Source organism: Rhodococcus sp. NPDC006774, from assembly GCF_040636045.1.
Taxonomy (GTDB): domain Bacteria; phylum Actinomycetota; class Actinomycetes; order Mycobacteriales; family Mycobacteriaceae; genus Rhodococcoides.
Map to the genome: position 1 here is coordinate 164625 of NZ_JBEYIW010000001.1, position 19269 is coordinate 183893.

General features: G+C 65.2%; 19 protein-coding genes. 12 read left to right on the plus strand and 7 right to left on the minus strand.

What is annotated here, in order from left to right:
* Nucleotides 1-45 precede the first annotated feature (45 nt).
* A complete protein-coding gene (locus tag ABZ677_RS00815) occupies nt 46-1470 on the minus strand; it encodes a hypothetical protein (RefSeq protein ID WP_256986104.1) in 1425 nt (474 codons plus the stop codon).
* 112 nt (nt 1471-1582) lie between these two features.
* On the opposite strand from ABZ677_RS00815, the gene ABZ677_RS00820 reads away from it, so the two are divergent.
* Genes ABZ677_RS00820 through menE form a run of 5 tightly spaced genes read left to right on the plus strand, consistent with a single transcriptional unit; the run spans nt 1583 to nt 4862 of the window.
* Nucleotides 1583-2749, plus strand: coding sequence for an inorganic phosphate transporter (locus ABZ677_RS00820; RefSeq protein ID WP_037187059.1), 1167 nt, complete (start codon nt 1583-1585; stop codon nt 2747-2749).
* A 7-nt stretch (nt 2750-2756) separates the two neighbouring features.
* The gene (locus ABZ677_RS00825; protein ID WP_037187055.1) at nt 2757-3044 is read left to right on the plus strand and encodes a hypothetical protein; all 288 of its coding nucleotides are present in this window, start codon (nt 2757-2759) and stop codon (nt 3042-3044) included.
* 23 nt (nt 3045-3067) lie between these two features.
* Entirely contained in the window at nt 3068-3397 is a 330-nt protein-coding gene (locus ABZ677_RS00830; RefSeq protein ID WP_037187052.1) for a DUF3349 domain-containing protein, read from the plus strand.
* A 3-nt stretch (nt 3398-3400) separates the two neighbouring features.
* A complete protein-coding gene (locus ABZ677_RS00835; protein ID WP_094631990.1) occupies nt 3401-3715 on the plus strand; it encodes a DUF3349 domain-containing protein in 315 nt (104 codons plus the stop codon).
* 58 nt (nt 3716-3773) lie between these two features.
* Nucleotides 3774-4862 (plus strand): o-succinylbenzoate--CoA ligase, encoded by a 1089-nt coding sequence (gene menE / locus ABZ677_RS00840; RefSeq protein WP_358366503.1) that lies wholly within the window; start codon nt 3774-3776, stop codon nt 4860-4862.
* Nucleotides 4863-4996: 134 nt separating this feature from the next.
* Here menE and ABZ677_RS00845 read toward each other — a convergent pair whose 3' ends face one another.
* Nucleotides 4997-5371 carry a nuclear transport factor 2 family protein gene (locus ABZ677_RS00845; RefSeq protein ID WP_358366252.1) on the minus strand — a complete coding sequence of 125 codons (375 nt, stop codon included), beginning with the start codon at nt 5369-5371 and terminating at the stop codon, nt 4997-4999.
* 166 nt (nt 5372-5537) lie between these two features.
* Nucleotides 5538-7214 (minus strand): alpha/beta hydrolase, encoded by a 1677-nt coding sequence (locus tag ABZ677_RS00850; protein ID WP_179274752.1) that lies wholly within the window; start codon nt 7212-7214, stop codon nt 5538-5540.
* A 62-nt stretch (nt 7215-7276) separates the two neighbouring features.
* Here ABZ677_RS00850 and ABZ677_RS00855 point away from each other — a divergent pair, with 62 nt between their 5' ends.
* From ABZ677_RS00855 to ABZ677_RS00865, 3 genes are all read left to right on the plus strand, one after another.
* Complete coding sequence (locus ABZ677_RS00855) at nt 7277-8056, plus strand: PIG-L family deacetylase (protein ID WP_037187041.1); 780 nt, start codon at nt 7277-7279, stop codon at nt 8054-8056.
* Nucleotides 8057-8134: 78 nt separating this feature from the next.
* On the plus strand, nt 8135-9088 hold the full coding sequence (locus ABZ677_RS00860; protein ID WP_037187039.1) for a daunorubicin resistance protein DrrA family ABC transporter ATP-binding protein: 954 nt from the start codon (nt 8135-8137) through the stop codon (nt 9086-9088).
* Nucleotides 9085-9918 carry an ABC transporter permease gene (locus ABZ677_RS00865; protein ID WP_094632720.1) on the plus strand — a complete coding sequence of 278 codons (834 nt, stop codon included), beginning with the start codon at nt 9085-9087 and terminating at the stop codon, nt 9916-9918. Before ABZ677_RS00860 ends, ABZ677_RS00865 begins: the two co-directional genes overlap by 4 nt.
* On the opposite strand, the gene ABZ677_RS00870 is transcribed toward ABZ677_RS00865, so the two are convergent.
* Entirely contained in the window at nt 9915-13160 is a 3246-nt protein-coding gene (locus tag ABZ677_RS00870; protein ID WP_358366253.1) for a BTAD domain-containing putative transcriptional regulator, read from the minus strand. The genes ABZ677_RS00865 and ABZ677_RS00870 overlap by 4 nt on opposite strands.
* Nucleotides 13161-13319: 159 nt before the next feature.
* Here ABZ677_RS00870 and ABZ677_RS00875 point away from each other — a divergent pair, with 159 nt between their 5' ends.
* Nucleotides 13320-14576 carry an Hsp70 family protein gene (locus ABZ677_RS00875; protein ID WP_358366254.1) on the plus strand — a complete coding sequence of 419 codons (1257 nt, stop codon included), beginning with the start codon at nt 13320-13322 and terminating at the stop codon, nt 14574-14576.
* 47 nt (nt 14577-14623) lie between these two features.
* Entirely contained in the window at nt 14624-15493 is an 870-nt protein-coding gene (locus tag ABZ677_RS00880) for a 1,4-dihydroxy-2-naphthoate polyprenyltransferase (protein WP_094632717.1), read from the plus strand.
* Here ABZ677_RS00880 and ABZ677_RS00885 read toward each other — a convergent pair.
* Genes ABZ677_RS00885 through ABZ677_RS00895 form a run of 3 tightly spaced genes read right to left on the minus strand, consistent with a single transcriptional unit; the run spans nt 15490 to nt 16824 of the window.
* Complete coding sequence (locus ABZ677_RS00885; RefSeq protein ID WP_037187032.1) at nt 15490-15870, minus strand: phage holin family protein; 381 nt, start codon at nt 15868-15870, stop codon at nt 15490-15492. The genes ABZ677_RS00880 and ABZ677_RS00885 overlap by 4 nt on opposite strands.
* A 44-nt stretch (nt 15871-15914) precedes the next feature.
* A complete protein-coding gene (locus ABZ677_RS00890) occupies nt 15915-16340 on the minus strand; it encodes a nitroreductase/quinone reductase family protein (protein WP_358366255.1) in 426 nt (141 codons plus the stop codon).
* Complete coding sequence (locus ABZ677_RS00895) at nt 16324-16824, minus strand: MarR family transcriptional regulator (RefSeq protein ID WP_094741205.1); 501 nt, start codon at nt 16822-16824, stop codon at nt 16324-16326. Before ABZ677_RS00895 ends, ABZ677_RS00890 begins: the two co-directional genes overlap by 17 nt.
* Before the next feature lie 87 nt (nt 16825-16911).
* On the opposite strand from ABZ677_RS00895, the gene ABZ677_RS00900 reads away from it, so the two are divergent.
* Both ABZ677_RS00900 and ABZ677_RS00905 read left to right on the plus strand, forming a co-directional pair.
* Entirely contained in the window at nt 16912-17820 is a 909-nt protein-coding gene (locus tag ABZ677_RS00900; RefSeq protein WP_358366256.1) for an NAD(P)/FAD-dependent oxidoreductase, read from the plus strand.
* Nucleotides 17821-17912: 92 nt separating this feature from the next.
* The gene (locus ABZ677_RS00905) at nt 17913-19259 is read left to right on the plus strand and encodes a DUF222 domain-containing protein (RefSeq protein ID WP_358366257.1); all 1347 of its coding nucleotides are present in this window, start codon (nt 17913-17915) and stop codon (nt 19257-19259) included.
* The last annotated feature ends 10 nt before the right edge of the window (nt 19260-19269 follow it).

Below are 19269 nucleotides of genomic sequence, written 5' to 3' on the forward strand. Positions count from 1 at the left end.
CCGTGCCACATCGGCAGTTTCGACCGATAGCCCGTCCGCGAGCGGTCACAACGACGGATAGCGCGTGTGCAGGAGCCGATGCCGCAGTACCGCTGCGGCAAGTCGCTTGCCTTCGTCGGTCGCGACCGAACCGGAGGTCTGCGATCCGGACACGTGACCCGGTTCCGGCACCTCGAACGCACCGAGCGCGCTCAGTTCGGCCACCAGCGTCCGAGCGAGCGGCTCGGCGTGCTCGGCAACGGGCTCCTCGCCGGAATGGGTCCATCCCTCGGCTCGCAGCAGACGCGCGAGGTCGTCTGCTGTCGCTTCCACGTCGGCGACATCGTGACCGACGATCATGCGCGCCAGAACGACCTCGGCGGCAATCGTGTCCGGATGGTATTCGGTTCCGACGATGCCTGCGGTGAGCACGCGCCAGAGCCCGTCGGAGCTGAGCTGTCGAGTTCGGGCCGTCGGTACCAACCGCCCGGCGGAACGACGCAGCAGACGCACCCTCATCAGGAGGCGTCGGACAATCAGTACCTTCTCCGTGTCGAGTTCGCGGCCGATGTGCATGGGACGTTCGGCCGGAGGAAACACCGTGGTCGCGATGCTCGCCACCAGCTCGTCCGGCAGATACCCTGCGTCGGTCAACGCGACGCCGTCCCCGATGCAGCCGATGAAGCTCTCGAGCCTGCGCACACAGCCGTACACAGGCCGGGCGGCCTCGTGCAACGTCTCGCGCAGCCCCAGATAGAGCTCTGCTCGTGGTGCGCTGTAATTGCTCCACAACTCGATGCGGTGGTCGAGAAGCTGCTCGAGCAGGACGGCCTCGGAGTCGTCCTTGCCTCGATCGGACGTCAGCACAGCATCGGTGACTCCGCGACGACGCATGGCCTGTGCGTTGGCTCCGAGCGGTCGCCCACCGGGCTTCGACGGCTCGAACTCGCCGGCGATGGTCGCCACTTCCAGTGTCTCGCCGATCTTTTCGACGATGGCCCGCTCGACGCCGGCCGGTGCGTCCTGCCAGGTGACGAGCTCGGTATCGACGGCACCGATGCCCGATTGTTCGGTGGCGGCGCGATAGCGCTGCAACCATGCGGCGTCGTCGGGTGTTCGCACGAGCTCCTCGGTGACGGCGCTTCGGGCAATCTCCGCGTATCCGACGCGTCCGAGCCGGTCGAGTAGGTCGCCGAGCGCGCGGGCGATATCGACCGCGCGATCGGGCCCCTCGGCCGCGTGACGCAGATACACCCACAGGAAGGTCTGCACGGAATGTTGCGTCGGGCCAGCGGGCGGAGACACGTCCACCAGACCGTCCCACCCCAGTCGCGCGTCGGCGGCGAGCGCAGGATCGACGGAATCGAAGTACGACAGAGCCGCCCACACCGCGTCGTCCATGCCCGATCCCTTCACGATGTTCCACTGTTCCACAGCGACTCGATCCGCGAAGACGAGAGCCGTGCGCCACGCCACAGCAGAATGGGACATATAAGGCAAAAATGTGAACGGAAGATGAATGCAACACGACTTCGAGGTGCCCAAGAAGAACACTTCGCAAGAAATTTCCTCGAAACGTCGTTCGTGTTCCACACTTTCCACCGTGAGCGCTGAATTCCTCGTACTTCTCGTCGTGGTCGTGACTGCACTGGCCTTCGACTTCACCAACGGTTTCCACGACACCGCCAACGCCATGGCGACGTCGATCGCAACGGGGGCACTGAAGCCCAAGGTTGCGGTCACCCTGTCCGCTGTCCTCAACCTGGTCGGCGCATTCCTGTCCGTCGAGGTAGCAGCCACCGTCGCGAAGGGCGTCGTCAATCTCGGCGACACCGGCGGTCAAGCTCTACTGACCATCATCTTCGCCGGCCTCGTCGGCGGCATCCTGTGGAACCTCGCGACCTGGCTGCTCGGCATTCCGTCCAGCTCGTCGCACGCACTGTTCGGCGGCCTCATCGGTGCCACCATGGCCGGTCTGGGCACCAGCGGCGTTGTGTGGGATGGCGTCTGGAGCAAAATCGTCCTTCCCGCTGTCCTCGCCCCGATCGTGGCCGGCCTCGTCGCCACCGCCGGCACGTGGGTCATCTACCGCATCACCAACTCCGTACCCGAGAAGTCCAAGGAGCGCGGATTCCGTTGGGGTCAGATCGGTTCGGCCTCGCTCGTCTCGCTCGCACACGGCACGAACGACGCTCAGAAGACGATGGGCGTCATCTTCCTGGCCCTGGTCGCCTACGGCACCGTCACCCCCGACTCGGAGATGCCGTTGTGGGTCAAGGTCACCTGTGCGCTGGCGATCGCCCTCGGCACCTACCTCGGCGGCTGGCGCGTGATCCGCACCCTGGGCAAGGGCCTGGTCGAAATCGCATCTCCGCAGGGCATGGCCGCCGAGGCGTCCTCGGCCGCGATCATTCTGACGTCCAGCCACCTCGGCCTTCCGCTGTCGACCACGCAGGTCGCCACCGGCTCGATCCTCGGATCGGGACTCGGCAAGCCGGGCGCCGCAGTGCGCTGGAACGTCGCCGGCCGTATGGCCGTCGCCTGGGTGATCACCCTGCCGCTCGCCGGAATCGTCGGTGCCGTCTGCTGGTTGCTCGCCCACACGATCGGCGGGCTGCCCGGCATCCTCGTGGTGTTCGCCATTCTCGTCGCACTCGCCGCCTTCATGTACATCCGCTCACGTCGCGAACCCGTCGATCCCGGCAACGTCAACGCCGAATGGGACGGCGGCCTCGTTCCGGCGCCCACCGACTCTCCAGTGAAGGTCTGAAGTACTCATGGACACTCTGAAGCACACTCTCGATTCGCTCTGGCAGGTTGTTCTCGTCGGTCTGCTCCTGGGCGCAGGCCTGCCCGCGATCTTCGCTTTCGGTCTCAAGGCACTGTCCGTCGGTGAGCCGTCCGACGATGCCGCGGCAGCAGGCACCACCCGAGTTGCTCGCCCCGCCGTGGCCACCGCCGCCGCGATTGCCTGCTTCACCGTCGTGGTCGTGGCCATCGTGGCCGGGATTCTCTTCATCATGAAGAACTTCCTCGACAGCACGTTCGGCATCTCCGTCTTCTGACCCGAGAAAGGACTCCTGTCGTCATGACCGATTCAACGAAGACTGCCTTCCCGGCATCGGTGCTCCAATGGCTTCGGGCGGGCTACCCCGAGGGCGTCCCGCCCAAGGACCGCTTCCCGCTCGTCGCTCTGTTGCGCCGCGCCGCATTGACCGACACCCAGGTGCAGGAGATCGTGCTCGAGTTGGTCTCCCCCGCCAACGGAGCACTCGACGACGGGGCTATCTCGCACGACGAGATCGCCACGTACATCCGAGACCAGATCGACGCCGAGCCGACGACCGAGGACATCGCGCGCGTCTCGGCGCGTCTCGCAGCAGGTGGATGGCCTCTGGCAGATCCGGCTTCCCTGTAGTCCATGTCGGTCCCGTCTTTCCTCCACTCGATCGTCGGTTGGCTTCGCGGCGGGTATCCCGACGGGGTACCCGAGGCGGACTACGTTCCACTCCTTGCACTCCTGACTCGGCGACTGTCCGACGACGAAGTGCAGTCGGTGATGGACGCCCTCATCGCCGACGGTCGGCTGCCTGCGGACAAGGCCGGCATCTCGGTCACCATCACCAAGGTCACCAACGAGATGCCCCGCGACGAGGACATCAATCGAGTGCGCGCGAACCTCGCCGCCGGCGGGTGGCCCCTGGCCGACCCGTTCACCCTCCGCCGCACGGACTAACCTCGAGTCCGTGCTCGAGAGCGTTTCCATTCCGTCGGGACCGACAGCGGCGGACATCATGCCGCGGCTGAGCCGCATGCTCGCCGGCGACGGCCCGGCCCTGCTTCCCGTCCCCGCCGACGATCCTCGCGAGATTCACCGCCTGCACGACGCCCTGGCACCGGGTACCCCCATCGACGACGGCGTCGCCCTGGTCGTCGCGACATCGGGTACGACGGGAATTCCCAAGGGCGCCATGCTCCCCGCGTCTGCACTGATGGCGTCGGCGACGGCCACCGAGGAACGACTCGGCGGACCGGGGTCGTGGCTGCTGGCGTTGCCCGCGCACCACATCGCCGGAATGCAGGTGCTGCTGCGCAGTGTGCTCGCCGGAACCTCGCCGGTGATCATGGATGTGTCCCGCGGTTTCGACCCGGTCGCCCTGATCGAATCGGTGGGCCGGATGTCGGGGCCCCAGCGCTACACGTCACTGGTTCCCGGCCAATTGGTGAAGGTATTCGAGAATCCCGAGGCCGTGGCTGCGTTGGCCTCGCTCGATGCTGTGTTGTTGGGCGGGGCGGCAACGCCGATTCCCTTGCGGGAGAAGGCACATGCTGCAGGGATCCGCGTGGTTCGAACGTACGGCATGAGCGAAACCGCCGGCGGCTGCGTGTACGACGGAGTTCCGCTGCACAGTACCGTCGTACGCATCGACGACGGCAGGGTCGTGTTGGGTGGACGAACTCTGGCCTCGGGATACCGCGGTCTACCCGATCATCCGGCCTTCGCCGAACCGGGGTGGTTCCGCACCGACGACGCCGGAACCATCGTCGACGGGGTACTGAGCATCTCGGGGCGACTCGACGAGGCAATCTCGACCGGTGGGTTGACCGTCGTCCCTCAGGTCGTCGAGGCAGCACTGATCACACATCCTGCGATACTCGAGTGCGCCGTCGTGGGATTGCCCGACGAGCGACTGGGGCAGAAAGTGGTGGTCGCAGTGGTCGCCTCTGAGCCGGTGACGTTGGCAGAGTTGCGCTCTCACGTCGCATCGTCGTTGGACGTCACGGCCGCGCCACGAGAGTTGTTTCTCCTCGACTCACTGCCGACCCGAGGGCCGGGAAAACTGAATCGAGCAGAATTGCGGGCAATGCTGGGGAAGCGCTGAGCAGGCCGCTGCTCGGAAGTCCCCCGGTTTGCGGCAAACGCGCGCGCGTTCGTCAGGTGCGCGCGGAATAGTCCGCGAACAGGTGGCGAAACTGCGCGCGTTCAGCAAACGCGCGCGCGTTTGCGCCGGAGTGGTCACGCGAGCGGCGTGCCTTGATGGTGCACCAGTTCCCATCCGGTGTCCGTACGCCGCCACAGCGAGGTTCGGCGAGCGCGCATCTCCGGCGTTCTCGAAATCCACTGCAGCAGAACATAACCCGGACCGATCACCCGTCCGACCGGTTCGATCACCTCGATCTCGACGGAGATTTCGCTGCCGAGCAGGTCGAGTATCGACGACTTGTCCCACATCGTGCCCGAGGCTCCGACCTCGGTGAAGTCGTCGGCGAGCAGACGGGCCAGCCTCTCGCGATCGCGTCGACATTCCGCAGTCTGCAGCTCTCGCTCGAGCTCGAGAACCGTCGACAGGTCGTCGTCGGCGTTGGGTCGACCGGCAGAGGCAGGCGGCATGGGGTGCACTGTCTCACGCACGAATGCGCGCGCGTTTGTCAGGTGCGCGCGGAACAGCCCACGAACAGGTCGCGAAACTGCGCGCGTTCGGCAAATGCGCGCGCGTTTGCGGCGGAGGTGGGTGGGTGGGCGGAGGTGGTGGGCGGACAACCGATCGGCCGACGCCTCAGCCCGCCATTTCCTCGTACAACCGCTCGACGTCCGCATCCGTCCAGCCCGGCGGCTGGAGGATGTCTGCCCACATGTTCACCGCGTCGGCTCCGTAGCTGTGGCCGTGGCCGTCGTCGACGTCGGTGGAGAACACCTGATCGAACGTCAACTGCCAGAAGGTCACGAACGGGAACCACTGCACGCCTGGATCGACGTCGGCACCACGGGTTTCTCGTAGCCAGTCTGGCCGGTTCAGTATCAGATCCGGAGACCACCACACGATGGGATCGGATGCGTGCTGCCAGTACACGATTCGGGGCTCGTCCCATTGCCCGCCGATGTCGAGGTCACCGGACGAGCTGGCGAAACGAACGTGCTCGCCGCCGTCGATGACAGGCAGGATCTCGCGGGATCCGGCGTCGCGCCCACCGGTGATGCGCGCCCACTGCGGCGTGAAGTTGGGATTACCGACCCACAGGGCACCGTCGATGCGCGCGATCATGTCCTGCGCGCCGCTGAACGCATCCTGTCCGCCGTAGGCACCGAGGCTCTCGCCGAACAGCACCAGCTTCGGTCGCGAATCCTCGGGGAGCTCGCTCCACACCTCGTACACCGCCTCGAAGAGAGCCCGTCCGGCATCCTGTGGAGTCTGGCGGTCGGCCAGAAACGCCATCGGGCTCGGCAGGAACGAGTACTGCATCGACGCGATCGCCGAATTGCCGTCGTACAGGTATTCCAAAGGGCGAGCGACGTTCTCGTTCACCCACCCCCGTCCGGTGGTGGTCGCGACGCCCAGGACAGCGCGGGAGAACGCACCCGTGCGTTCGAGTTCTGCCACCACTCGCTCGGCCACGCCCTCGACGGTGTCCGCGGACTCCACGCCCGCGTAGGCACGGATCGGTTGCACCGCAGGCCTTCCGGTGAACTCACTGATCTCGTCCGGCGATACCCCGGACACGACGAAGCGTCTGCCCTCCTGCCCCAGGGAATCCCACTCCTCGTTGGACGCGTCCGAACCCGACAGCTCGGCCGCGGTGGGCTTCTCGACGCCCTCGTGGTTGCCGCGGTCTGCAGTCGAGGCCGAACTCTCCGCGACCGCCACGATGCCGCGAATCAACGCGCCGTTGACGGCGAACACCACCAACAGGGCTACGACGACCACGCTAGCGATCCTCGCGACCGGTTTCGGGACGTACTGCTTGCCCCACCGCGTCAACGCCTGAGATGCCCGCCGCAGCAGACGACCCAACGCCAGCACGGCCACGGCAACCACCACGGAAACCACCAGCACCGCGATGTACAGCGGCCTGCCTGGATCCTCGACACCGACGAGCTTGCGGACGATCTGCTGCCACCACGACCCCAAGATCAGGAACAGCGGAATCGTCACCGCCGCGGCAACGGCCAACGCCCACCACCCGCGGCGACGCCACTGCTCGGACCAGTTCGGTGACACCCCACAGATCCGAACCACCCACGCGATGAGGCATCCGACGCCGTATCCGATCGCGACGCTGATTCCCGTGGCAACCGCCTGCAGATACCAGGCTCTGGGCAGCAGTGACGGAGTCATCGACAGCGCGAAGAACACCAGAGCAAAGAAAATCCCGACTGGATGCAGTGCGCGGCAGTACCGATCCGCCCGTGAATCCTGCCAATGAGAACGAATCGCGGCCGACCGCTGTGTGGTCATCCGCAGATCGTATTTGCCCGCCGACTGGGCCGCACCCTCTTCGACATGCAAGCATTCACCACATGAGTGTTCTGGTCTGCTTCCACGCACATCCCGACGACGAAGTGTTCGGCACCGGTGGCGTGATGCGTCTCGCAGCCGACGCAGGCCACCGCGTCGTCCTGGTCACCGCCACCGACGGTGCCCTCGGCGAGTACCCCGACGGAATCCTCACCGACGGCGAGACACTGGCCGAGCGCAGACGCGTCGAGCTGGATCGTTCGGCCGCTGTTCTCGGAGTCTCCCGTATCGTGCGGCTGCACTACGCCGATTCCGGAATGGCCGGTACTCCGGAGAACGCGAACCCGGACGCGTTCTGCAACGTCGACGTCGACGCCGCAGCCCAACGCCTGGCCGACGTCCTCCGCGAGGAGCACGCCGATGTCGTGACCATCTACGACCCGAACGGTGGCTACGGCCATCCGGACCACATCCAGGTTCACGTCGTCGGCAAGCGCGCGACCGAGATCGCCGAGACTCCATTCGTCTACGAGACCACCACCAACCGCGATCACATGCGCAAGTTGATGGAGGCCAATCCGCACTGGGGCGAGGAAGCGTCACCGCCGGACATGGAGACGTTCGGTCTGCCGGAAACCGAGATCACGACGGTGGTCGACGTGTCCAGCGTGATGGACGCCAAACGGGCAGCAATGGAAGCCCACGAAACACAGGTCGGCGACTTCGGACCGTTTCTGCAGATGCCTCTGGAGGACCTCGCCACCGCGTTCGGCACCGAATGGTTCAGAAAGCTACGCGGCACCGGTGGCGTCGGCCTCACGGAGACTTCACTCCCACTCTGACCTGACCTGACCTGGCCGGACAGCGGACGCAAGCGCGACGTACGCGTCGTGCAAGCGCCCGGGGCGATCGTTGGCCCCATGACCACACCAGCAATCGAGGCCCAGAACCTCGTCAAGACATTCGGTAAGCACCGCGCAGTCGACGGCGTCAGCCTGACCGTTCCCACCGGGGCGGTGTACGGCGTCCTCGGACCGAACGGTGCGGGCAAGACCACGACGGTCAGCATGCTCGCCACTCTCCTGAGACCCGACGGAGGCTCGGCCCGCGTCTTCGGCCACGATGTCGTCGCCGACGCCACCGCCGTCCGGTCGCTCGTCGGCGTCACCGGCCAGTACGCATCGGTCGACGAGGACCTCACCGCGACCGAGAATCTCGTCGTCTTCTCCCGACTACTCGGGCTCGGTCGCCGCGAGAGCAAAGCCAAGGCCGTCGAACTCCTCGAGGAATTCGGGCTGACCGAGGCGGCGTCGAGACCGTTGAAGATGTTCTCCGGCGGCATGCGTCGACGCCTCGATCTGGCAGCGAGCCTCATCTCGGCACCACCGCTGCTGTTTCTCGACGAGCCGACCACCGGGCTCGACCCCCGCACCCGAGCGCAGATGTGGGACACCATCCGACGCCTCGTCGCCGAGGGCTCGACCGTCCTTCTCACCACCCAGTATCTGGACGAGGCCGACCAACTGTGCGATCGAATCGCCGTCATCGACCACGGCCGCGTCATCGCCGACGACACCGCCGACGGGCTCAAGTCGTCGGTGGGTACATCCGCTCTCGCACTGACTCTGACCGACCGACACCGGATCGACGACGCCCGAGTGTTGGTTGCCGAGCAGCTGGGCGTCGAGGTGTCCGTCAGCCCCGAGTCTGCTCGTCTCACCGCACCGATGACCGACACGTCGATGACCCCCGACATCTTGATTCGACTGCGCGACTTCGGAATCGACGTCACTGAAATCACCGTCACCAAACCCAGCCTGGACGAGGTCTTCCTGACTCTCACCGGCAAGAACGCAGACGAGGACGCAGCATGACAACCACCCTCACCCCACGAGCGTCGACGTACATCGACCCCGCCGACCGACCGGTGGTGCGACACATCGGCCTGGCCCGCACCGCCGCACAGTCCGCCACGATGGGATATCGCGGACTGCTCAAGCTCCGCCACAATCCGGAACAACTCACCGATGTGGTGCTGCTGCCGATCATCTTCACGTTGATGTTCAGCTACATCTTCGGCGGCGCGATCGCCGGAGACGTGAGCTCCTACCTACCGATGATCGTGCCGGGGATTCTTGTCCAGACAGTCATCACCGGTTCCGTCGTCACCGGCACCCAGCTGCGAGAAGACATGGACAAGGGTGTCTTCGACCGCTTCCGATCACTTCCGATCGCTCGAATCTCCCCGCTTGCAGGCGCATTGATGGCCGACGTCATCCGCTATCTCATCGCCGCGGTCGTCTGCTTTCTCACCGGATTCGCGATGGGCTATCACCCGGCGGGCGGAGCACTCGGTCTCCTCGGGGCGGTGCTGCTGGTGATGTTCTGCGCGTGGGCGATCAGCTGGATCTTCGCGCTCCTGGGCACCCTGATGAGCAAAGCTTCCTCGGTCCAGGGCATCTCGATGCTGGTGTTGTTCCCACTGACGTTCCTGTCCAACGCCTTCGTCGACACAAGCACGATGCCGAGCTGGCTGCGCGCCTTCGCCGATGTCAATCCCGTCTCACACCTGGTGACGGCGGTCCGAGAGCTGGCGAACAACGGACACTTCGGTATTCACGTCGTGTACTCACTCGTCGGAGCCGCAGTCATCGTCGCGATCTTCGCCCCACTGACCGTCAGAATGTACATGCGCAAGGCCTAGACCAGCGCGAGCAACCGCAGAATCTCTTGCAGCGCACCATTTCTGGTGAATTCAGCGGCCCGAGCGAGCCCGGCATCGACCTCGCGGTCACCGGCAATCGCTCGGGCCGCTCTCAGATGCCGATCGATCTGCATCGTCGGGAAGTCCTGCCGACCCACCGCCTTCTTCGACACCGCCGACAACTGCACCCCCAATGCCCGGTCTCCCCTGTGAATCTCGAACGAACCCACCGCACACGCAACCGCGCCGAGCATCGGGATGTCGTAGAAACCGCCCGGCACCAATACATTCCACGGCTTGCGCGTCAACGCCGCCACTGCATCGGCCACGTCCTCGGCACGACCGTGCAGAACGTGCGCACCGACGGCTGCACACACCAGAATGGTCATGAACGGATCACTCGGATCCTCCGACGGCCAACCACCCAACGCCAAGGCTCCGCGAAAACCCTCGAGACCCTGCTCGACGGCACCGTCCTCGAGATCCGCCGCAGCCCGCGCCGCCGTCAGCGACGCGGAACTCGACCGCTGCTGAGCGCGATCCCAGCGGGCACCGATGTCGTTGTCCGAGGGTGGATCGAGGGTGATCTCCTGCCCGTGCGCCACGGCTTCCAACTCGTCGATCAATCCGCGTCCCTCGTCGACACGACCGGCCCCGATCAACGCCATCGCAAGAAAAGTGCGCGTCTGCACGCTCTCCTCGAAAGCGTGCATCTCCCACATGACGTCGGCCGAGATTCGGTAGTACTCCACGGCCCGTGCGTAGTCGCCCGACAGCCCGTACGAGCTGGCCAGCGTCTGCGCTGTCGAGCCGACGGCCCACAGGTCTCCCCGACGCCGTGCGATGACGAGCGCCTGCTCGCCGTCTCGGATCGACTCGTACAGGCGACCCGAGTTCTGAGCCAGCATCGAGCGAACGACGTACGCGTTGCAGCGAACGTCGTCGTGTTCGGATCGAATGGCAAGGGCCAGCTTGCGGGCCACACCCCGACCCCCGGCGTGGTGAACCAGAACCTCCGAGTTGAAGCGCAGCCCCGGCGACATCCCCGCCCGACTGTGCAGCAGGTGCCGGAGGTCCACCCTGATGCGAGCTATCCGACGCAGATTTCCGCCGTAGGCGTAGTGCGCCGCCAGCACCAGCAGGGCCATCACGGCATTGTCGTCGGGCGTGCCGAGCATCCCGTCACCAATGCTGGCCTGCACTCTGTCTGCCCAGTTGAGCACCTCCGAATGCGCCCCACGCATGGCCCAGAAATAGCCCAGTACCGAGAACAACGTGCACACGTTGTCCGAGAACTGTTGCCCGAACGAATGTCTCATCACCGACAGCAGGTTGTCGTGTTCGGCTTCCATGAGCGCGACCATCTCGGCCGGGTGCCCACCGGAGTAGCCGGCGGATACTCGAACCGCGACCGATGTCGACCACTCGCGCAGCCGAACTGCGACGGCTCTGGCCTCGCCACTGGCGTCGAGTTGCTCCTCGCCGTACTCGCGCACTGTCTCGAGCATGTAGTACCGAATACCGATCGGCGTCTCGACAACGCTGAGCATGGACTGATTCACCAGACCGTCGAGCGCAACCGAAACATCCTCCACTGCAGCCCATTGCGCCACCTGCCTCGCGGCGTCGAGATCGAATCCCGCCGGAAATCGACACAGTCGACGCAGCGCCGCCTGCTCGGTGGCGTCGAGCAGATTCCAGCTCCAGTCGATGACGGCATGCAACGTCCGATGCCGTTCCGGCCTGGTTCGATCCGCCGATCGCAGCAGCGTGAAGCGACGGTCGAGCCTCGCGTCGATCTCCTCGACGCTCATCGACTTGACCCGCGCCGCAGCCAGTTCGATCGCCAACGGCAAGCCGTCCAACGTACGGCACAGTCGGGCCACGGCGTCGGGTTCGAGGCGCGCCGACGGCCGGACCGCCCACGCCCTGATGCAGAACAGTTCCGTCGCAGGCGAATTCGAGCCGGTGACACCCAACGACGGCAGTGGGAAGACCGACTCGGCCGTGATCCCCATCGGGGAACGCGACGTCGCCAGCACCGTCACCGCGTCGGTCGACGCCACCAGGGCGTCGACCACCACCGCGACCTCGTCGATCACATGCTCGCAATTGTCGAGAATCAGCAATCCCCGCCGCGTCGAGAAGACATCGACCAGTCGTTCCCGAATCGAATGGATCCGGGTGACCTGAAGCCCACCGACCTTGACGTCGGCCTCGGTGAGCCCGAGGGTCGCTCCGATCGCCGACGCGACGTCCTCCTCGCTGCGCAGCGAAGCCAGTTCGACGAACGCCACCGACATGTGAGCCGCAGCGCGGCGACCGAGCTCGTGTGCGATCCGCGTCTTACCCGCACCGCCGGGACCGAGGACGGTGACGACACGAGAACTGCCGAGCAGTTCCTCGATCGCGTCGACGTCGTCGCCTCGTCCGATGAGTGCGTTCGGTGCGGCGCGCAGACCGATGATCTGCAGCATCTTCGGTGCGGTCTGTCCCAGAATTTCGGTGTTCAACGCGGTCACGGCCGGCGACGGGTCGGTTCCCAGACGTTCGGCGAGTTCGGTTCGCAACGCCGCGAACACCGTCAGGGCATCGTTGGATCTGCCTGCGCCGTGCATTGCACGCATGAGGTCGGCGGTGGCGAGTTCGTCGCTTGGATCTGCGGCGACTCTCGCCTGTGCGAGCGGGATGGCGTCATCGAAACGGCGCAACCCCAGTAACGCCGAGATCTGTACTGACCTCAGCGCCACCTCGAGCAGCTCTGCCTGTACTCGGACCGATTCCGGCGGCTCCCCTCGCCACAGGCTCAGGGCGTCGAGCGCACCGTCGAGGGCGTCCTGCCACTGCGCAGAAGCGAGTCGAGCCTCGGCCGCACGGGTGAGGACACGCGCGCGGCCGAGGTCGGTCTCCTCGGTGTCGAGAGCCAACCGATAGCCGCCGCGATCGCTCTCGAGAACGCCCGCGGGCAACACCGAACGGAGCCGAGAGATCTGCGTCTGCAGAGCGTTCTTCGGCGAACGGGGAGGCTCGTCCTGCCACACCTCGTCGATGAGGACCTGTGCCGACCGCATGCGCCCCGGCACCAGCGCCAACGCCACCAGCAGGGCCTGCGCCCGCGCACCCGGTACCGGAACGAGATCGCTGTCGATTCGGGTCGCGACGTCGCCGAGGATCCCCACCACCGGGAAGTCGCTGGTGAGGTGCTTCGTTCGAGGATGCGCGATGTCGTTGGGCACTGCCACCAGATCGTAGGCCGATGATGGGACCCCCTCGACCTGACGTTCGGATTGTTTCGAGCCTCTAACCAAACCGCGAGACGGTACAGTGTTCACGTCGCCTGCCATGAGGGCGAGTTCTTAATACCTGAACACCGTCACCGAAATGGAGAGGCCGGAGAAGCGATGCGTTCGTCAGTGGGTGTGTCCCTGGGCACGTGCGGCATTCGCACGGCGCGGACCACCGAAGACGGCGCATGGACCGACGGCACCCCGTTCGACGACTGGCAGCTCTCCCCCACGGCATCCGACGTCGCGCGCGTCGTCCGCGGCGTCGTCGACAGTCCGGACGCGCCCCAATCACTCGGCGTCGCCTATCGAATCCCCGAGGAACGCACCGAGATCGCCGACGCGCTGGCCGAGGAGTACGTCTCCGACGTCCACCTCATCGACAAGACCGGCGCGGCAATGGAGTACCTACGCCCAGGGCTCCCCTCCCACCACCGAACGATCGCGTTGTTCGACGCAGGCGAAACCGGAGTCGACGTCGACATCGTGGACGTCGAGTCCGGCCGCTCCTACGGTTCGGCGCGATCCACGGCCATCAGCGGCGCCTCCTTCGATGCAGTGGTCCGGGAACACATACTCGGTCTCGGCATAGTGCGTCCGCCCCAATCTCCGGACGAAGACAGTGCGCTGACGGCCTTCTGCCGCGGAATCAAGGAAGCACTGTCCTCGCACCTGACCACCAGCACACCCGATGGCGAGCACATCCTCCTCGAGCGCCACATCTTCGAGCTGTCGATTGCACGCTCCACCGAGGAGGCCGCCGAGACGGTGCGCCGACTCGGTCGCGAAGCCGAGTTCTATCCCGACGCCGTCATCGCCATCGGCGGGACGTCCAACGTTCCGTTGGTCCGGGCCACCCTCGAACGCTTCCTGCAGCTGCCGGTCATCGTCCCGGACAGGCCCGAGCTGGTCGTCGCCGGTGGTGCCGCAGTGCATGCCACCCATGTCGATGCGACCCACGTGCCGCCCCTCGTCTCGCACCGTCCAGCACTCGCGCGACTCGGCATGATCGCACTACCGATCGCAGGCGTCATCGCCGCGATCGGACTGTTCACCGCACTCGGATCCAGCGACGAGAGTCAACCGCTGAGCACCCCCGCCAGCGTCGGTGATTCGGTTCCGCGAACCACCACGCCTGCGGCCTCCAGCACCACGACGGCCACATCGTCACCGATCCCAGACATCCCACCTCCCCCACCGACCACCACCGCGCCTCCGGCTGCTGCCGCCGATTCCTCGCCCTACGTGCAGTACCAGCAGCCGCACTACTACCCGCCTGCACCTCCGCCTGCCCCGACCGTGCCCCTGCCACAGATTCCGGGCGTTCAGATGCCCGTCATCCCGTTACCGGTATTGCCGCGCCTGCCGTTCTGACCGGCCGCGTTCTCACCCGTCGGACAGATACGGAAAGATCCTCGCTCATGGCCACCACTGCGCAATGGATCGAAGGTGCGCGACCGCGCACACTCCCGAACGCGATCGCCCCTGTCCTCGTCGGCACCGGTGCGGCCGTGTCGCTGGACGGAGGAGTGTGGTGGAAGGCGCTGCTGGCGTTGATCGTCTCGTTGGCTCTGATCGTCGGCGTCAACTTCGCCAACGACTACTCCGACGGAATCCGCGGCACCGACGACGATCGAGTCGGGCCCCTCAGGCTGGTCGGTTCGAAGGCCGCGTCCGCCGGAGCCGTCAAGAAAGCCGCCATCGGTTGCTTCGCAGTCGGTGCAGTGGCCGGACTGGTCCTGGCTGCGACGAGCGCGTGGTGGTTGGTCATCGTCGGACTCGTCTGCATCGCCGGCGCCTGGTACTACACCGGCGGCTCGAAGCCGTACGGCTACAGCGGTTTCGGTGAGATCGCCGTGTTCGTGTTCTTCGGTCTCGTTGCGGTTCTCGGCACCCAGTTCGTGCAGGCCGAGACGATCGACTGGGCGGGAGTACTGGCAGCGGTGGCCGTCGGATCGTTCTCGAGTGCAGTCCTGGTTGCCAACAACCTTCGCGACATCCCCACCGACACCGAATCCGGGAAGCTCACTCTCGCAGTGCGATTGGGCGACGCCCGCACCCGCTACCTGCATCTCGCACTACTGGTCGTGCCGTTCGCAATGACCGTCGCTCTGATCGCTCGCACCCCATGGGCACTGGTCGGCCTGCTCGCGCTCCCCTTCGCCGCTCGCGCGAATTCCCCGGTGCGCAAGGGAGCTCACGGATTCGAGCTGATTCCTGCACTGCGCGATTCGGGCCTGGCGATGCTCGTCTGGGGCGCGAGCACCGGCGTGGCGTTGGCCTTCGCCTAGCGCTTGTCGGGAACGAACGCGCCCAGCAGAAAATTCACGATCGAGATGATGATCGCGCCCCAGAACGCCGCGGCAAACCCGACAATCTCGAGGCCGTAGCCGGTCTGCGACGACAGCCAACCCGTCAACAACAGCATCAACGCGTTGATCACGAGAGTGAACAGCCCGAGAGTCAGAATCAGCAGTGGCAGCGACATGAGCTGCACCAGCGGTTTGATGAACGCATTGACGACCGTCAACACGGCCGCGATACCGAGCAGGACCACGATGTCCCACCCATCGCCGCGCCCCGAGCTGGTGACAGTGATGCCATCCACGAATTCCTTGGCAACCCAGATTGCAACGGCATTGATCACGAGCCGAATCAAAAAGTTCATGGCGCCATCGTAGGGTTCGTCAGCGCCCCACGGCTACGACGTATTCAGCGCTCCAAGTCGATGTCGACAGTTACTCGCCCACGATCGTCACGAGTCGCCACGGCAAGGCCGGAATGATGGACGCCGCCGAGGTCGACATCGACTCGACCGCCGTCATTCTCGAAATTTCGCCACCAGTTCTTCTTGTCCGGCACGGCCACCGCAACTTTCACGTGATTGCCCGTTCGCTTGTAGGCCACAGGCAGTGAGAACTCCTTGCCGGATTTTCGGCCGGTGTAGGTCAGGATTCCCATCGACCGCCCCAGCACTCTGTCGAGTACCGGTGCCTTCATGACGACCACAAAAACCTTGTTGAACGCTGCTGCCGACTTCTGAAAGGTGTTCACTGTGCCGCCTCCGGGATTGCCCTGCACGTGATGCCGAGCGTAGCGGCGTCGCAGGCCGATGGAGTCGTCACTGCGAGGACACACCGTCCTCCATCGACTCGGCCAATACATCGAGGGCTTCGAGGACCCGCTCCCGTCGCGCACCCAACGCGTCGAACAATCGGCCGTGAGCCGCGAGCTCGCGCGGAAAGACCTCGTCCACAACATCTTTGCCCGCGTCGGTCAACGTGATCGACGCAGACCTCCGATCCTCTGCATTCTGCACGCGCTCGAGGAAGCCGCGACGTTCGAGCTTTCCCAACGCCTTGCTGACTCCGGCGCGCGTCATGCCGAGCAATTCGGCCAACCGAACTGCCGTCACGGGTTCGGTGCCGTAGCGCAACGGCACCATCAATTCGACTTCGGCCACCGTGACGCCGGCCTCGGCGTAAATCGGTTCGACGGCCAGCTCGAGGAGCGCGACGATGCGCTTGATCTGGGCAACCACCTGCATCGGCGAGGCGTCGAGGTCGGGGTTGAACTCCGCCCACCGTGCGCAGGTCAGCTCACGAAGCGATGCGTCGGTCATCGTCACCACCAATATTGTTAACCGGTTGACAGTTCTGCTACGTTCACAGCCTAATTCATCTCATCGACTCATTCACGAGGAGGCGTCTTGACGTACGACACCGTGGTGATCGGCGGCGGCCCCGCCGGACTCAGTGCCGCGACACTGCTGGCTCGCGCACGACGACGGGTGGTCCTCGTCGACGCCGGGCATCCACGCAATGCGCCTGCAGATCACGTTCACGGTTTTCTGTCGCGTGATGGCGCATCCCCCAACGAGCTACGCGAGGCCGGCCGCGACGAGGTCATCCGATACGGCGGAGAGATTCTGCAGGGCAACGTCACTCGCATCGACGATAGTTTCGCGGTGCACCTCGAGAGCGGCTCGGTCCTCGATTCCAGATCGGTATTGATGTCCACGGGGCTGCGGGACGAACTGCCCGACATTCCGGGCGTACGCGAGCACTGGGGCTCGGGGGTCTTGCATTGCCCGTACTGCCACGGCTACGAGGTGCGAGATCAACCCATTGCCGTGATCGGCGGATCCAATCGACCGTTCACCGTCCATCAGGCCTCGCTGATTCGCCAATGGTCGTCGGACGTCATCTTCTTCACCAACGGGATCGAACTGACCGAAGACGAACGGATCGGACTCGACGCCCGGTCCGTCGGAATCGTGGACGTACCGGTGTCTCGGCTCGTCGCGGAAGACGGCGTAGTCGAAGGCGTGGAACTTGTCGACGGCACCGCCGTTCCCAGAGCGGTCGTCTTCGTCGGCCCGACGTTCGTCCCCAACGACAGTCTGCTCACCCGAATCGGATGCGCGCAGCTGGAGAACGGATGGGTGGCAACCGAACCGACCGGCCGCACCAGCGTGGACGGACTGTGGGCAGCGGGCAACGTCTCGGACTCGCCGGCACAATTGATCAATTCGGCAGCAGCTGGCTCTCGGGCAGCGATCGACATCAATCACTACCTGCTGGCTCTCGATGTCGCCTTAGCCGTTCGCTCGCGATGATCGTCTCGTGATCAGAACTTGTCGGTGCCCGGTTCTACACTTCTCGGCAACGGGTCGAATACGAGTTCGACTCTTCGTCGCTGGGGGGTGACATGGGGCTACGCGAGTCGACGTGGATGGCGGACGATCACTGTGCACTCGCCGACATTCTCGGTGCGCGCCGGACGATAAACGCCGCCGCAGCATCGGAACTGGCGCTCATGGACGACTACGTTCATGGCCGAACACTATGCGCCTCGCCGTGGGACACAGGAGTGACCGAAAAGGATCTCTACAGCTCGGCTATCTGCGAACTTGCTGCGGCACTGTCGTCCACCTTCGCCGCCGTTCACAACAAGCTTCAAATGTGGCGTCAACTGCGTCCCCTCGTACGGAACAGTTTCATCGACGGCTCGCTCGACATGGAGCGGGTCAAGACGATCCACGACCATCTGCTTCATGCGCGTCCGGAAACAGTCGTCGCCATCGAAGCCGAGGTTCTCAAAGCTGCCGCAGAAATGGCACCGGGCACCCTGGGTCGCGAGATCGACCGACTGCTCACCGAAGCCGATCCGGATTGGGACCGCGAAGTACGCAAGCGTGCCGCGCGCACAGAGAAGCGCATCCGGGTTCGTCGACGGGCACGAGGACTGTCGAGCCTCACCGCCGTGATGACCGACGGCGAAGCCGACGAACAGCTTTCGCGAATCGGTGCCGAAGTCTCCCGCTTGCACCCCGAGGATCCGCGTTCGGACGATCAAAGACGGGGCGACGCACAGACTGCACTGATGCGCGGCGAGACACTGCTGTGCGAGTGCTCGACGTGCCTGACCTCTCGAGGTGACGTCGCGGATACCGAGGCTCCCGAACACGGTGAGCCGGTGGCAGTGAAGCCCGAACGTTCGGACGCAAATGCCGACGCCACCGGTGAAACAGCCACCGAGGGAACGAGTTCCGCACCGCCGGGACCCGAGCGCCCGACGAGGGAGAAACTGGACAAGTCACCGACGGACCCACTCCCACCCGATACAACGACTCGATCGAGACCGGGCGGAGGGACCTTGATCGAACGCTGGCGTGCCATCGTCGAGAACAATCCTCGCGCAGTCCACGCCCTACACCCTGACGGACACGGAGGCATGACGACCCCGCCGCCGGGGGCACTGACCTACGCGCCGAGCAGGGCCCTTGCCGCGCAGGTTCGGGCCGAACATCCGTACTGCCTGCATCCTGGCTGCAACGTGCCTTCGGAGCGGTGCGACCTCGACCACATCGTCGAATTCGATCGGCAGAATCCGGAGCGAGGGGGCTGGACGATCCAGACGAACATCGGACCACGCTGCCGGCTCCACCACAACCTCAAAACGCGCAAGCTCTGGCGCACCGAACTACTGCCGGAAGGTGTCCTTCATATCGTCGACCCTCTCGGGAACCACTACTTCACCGCGCCGACCCTGTGAAAACCGATCG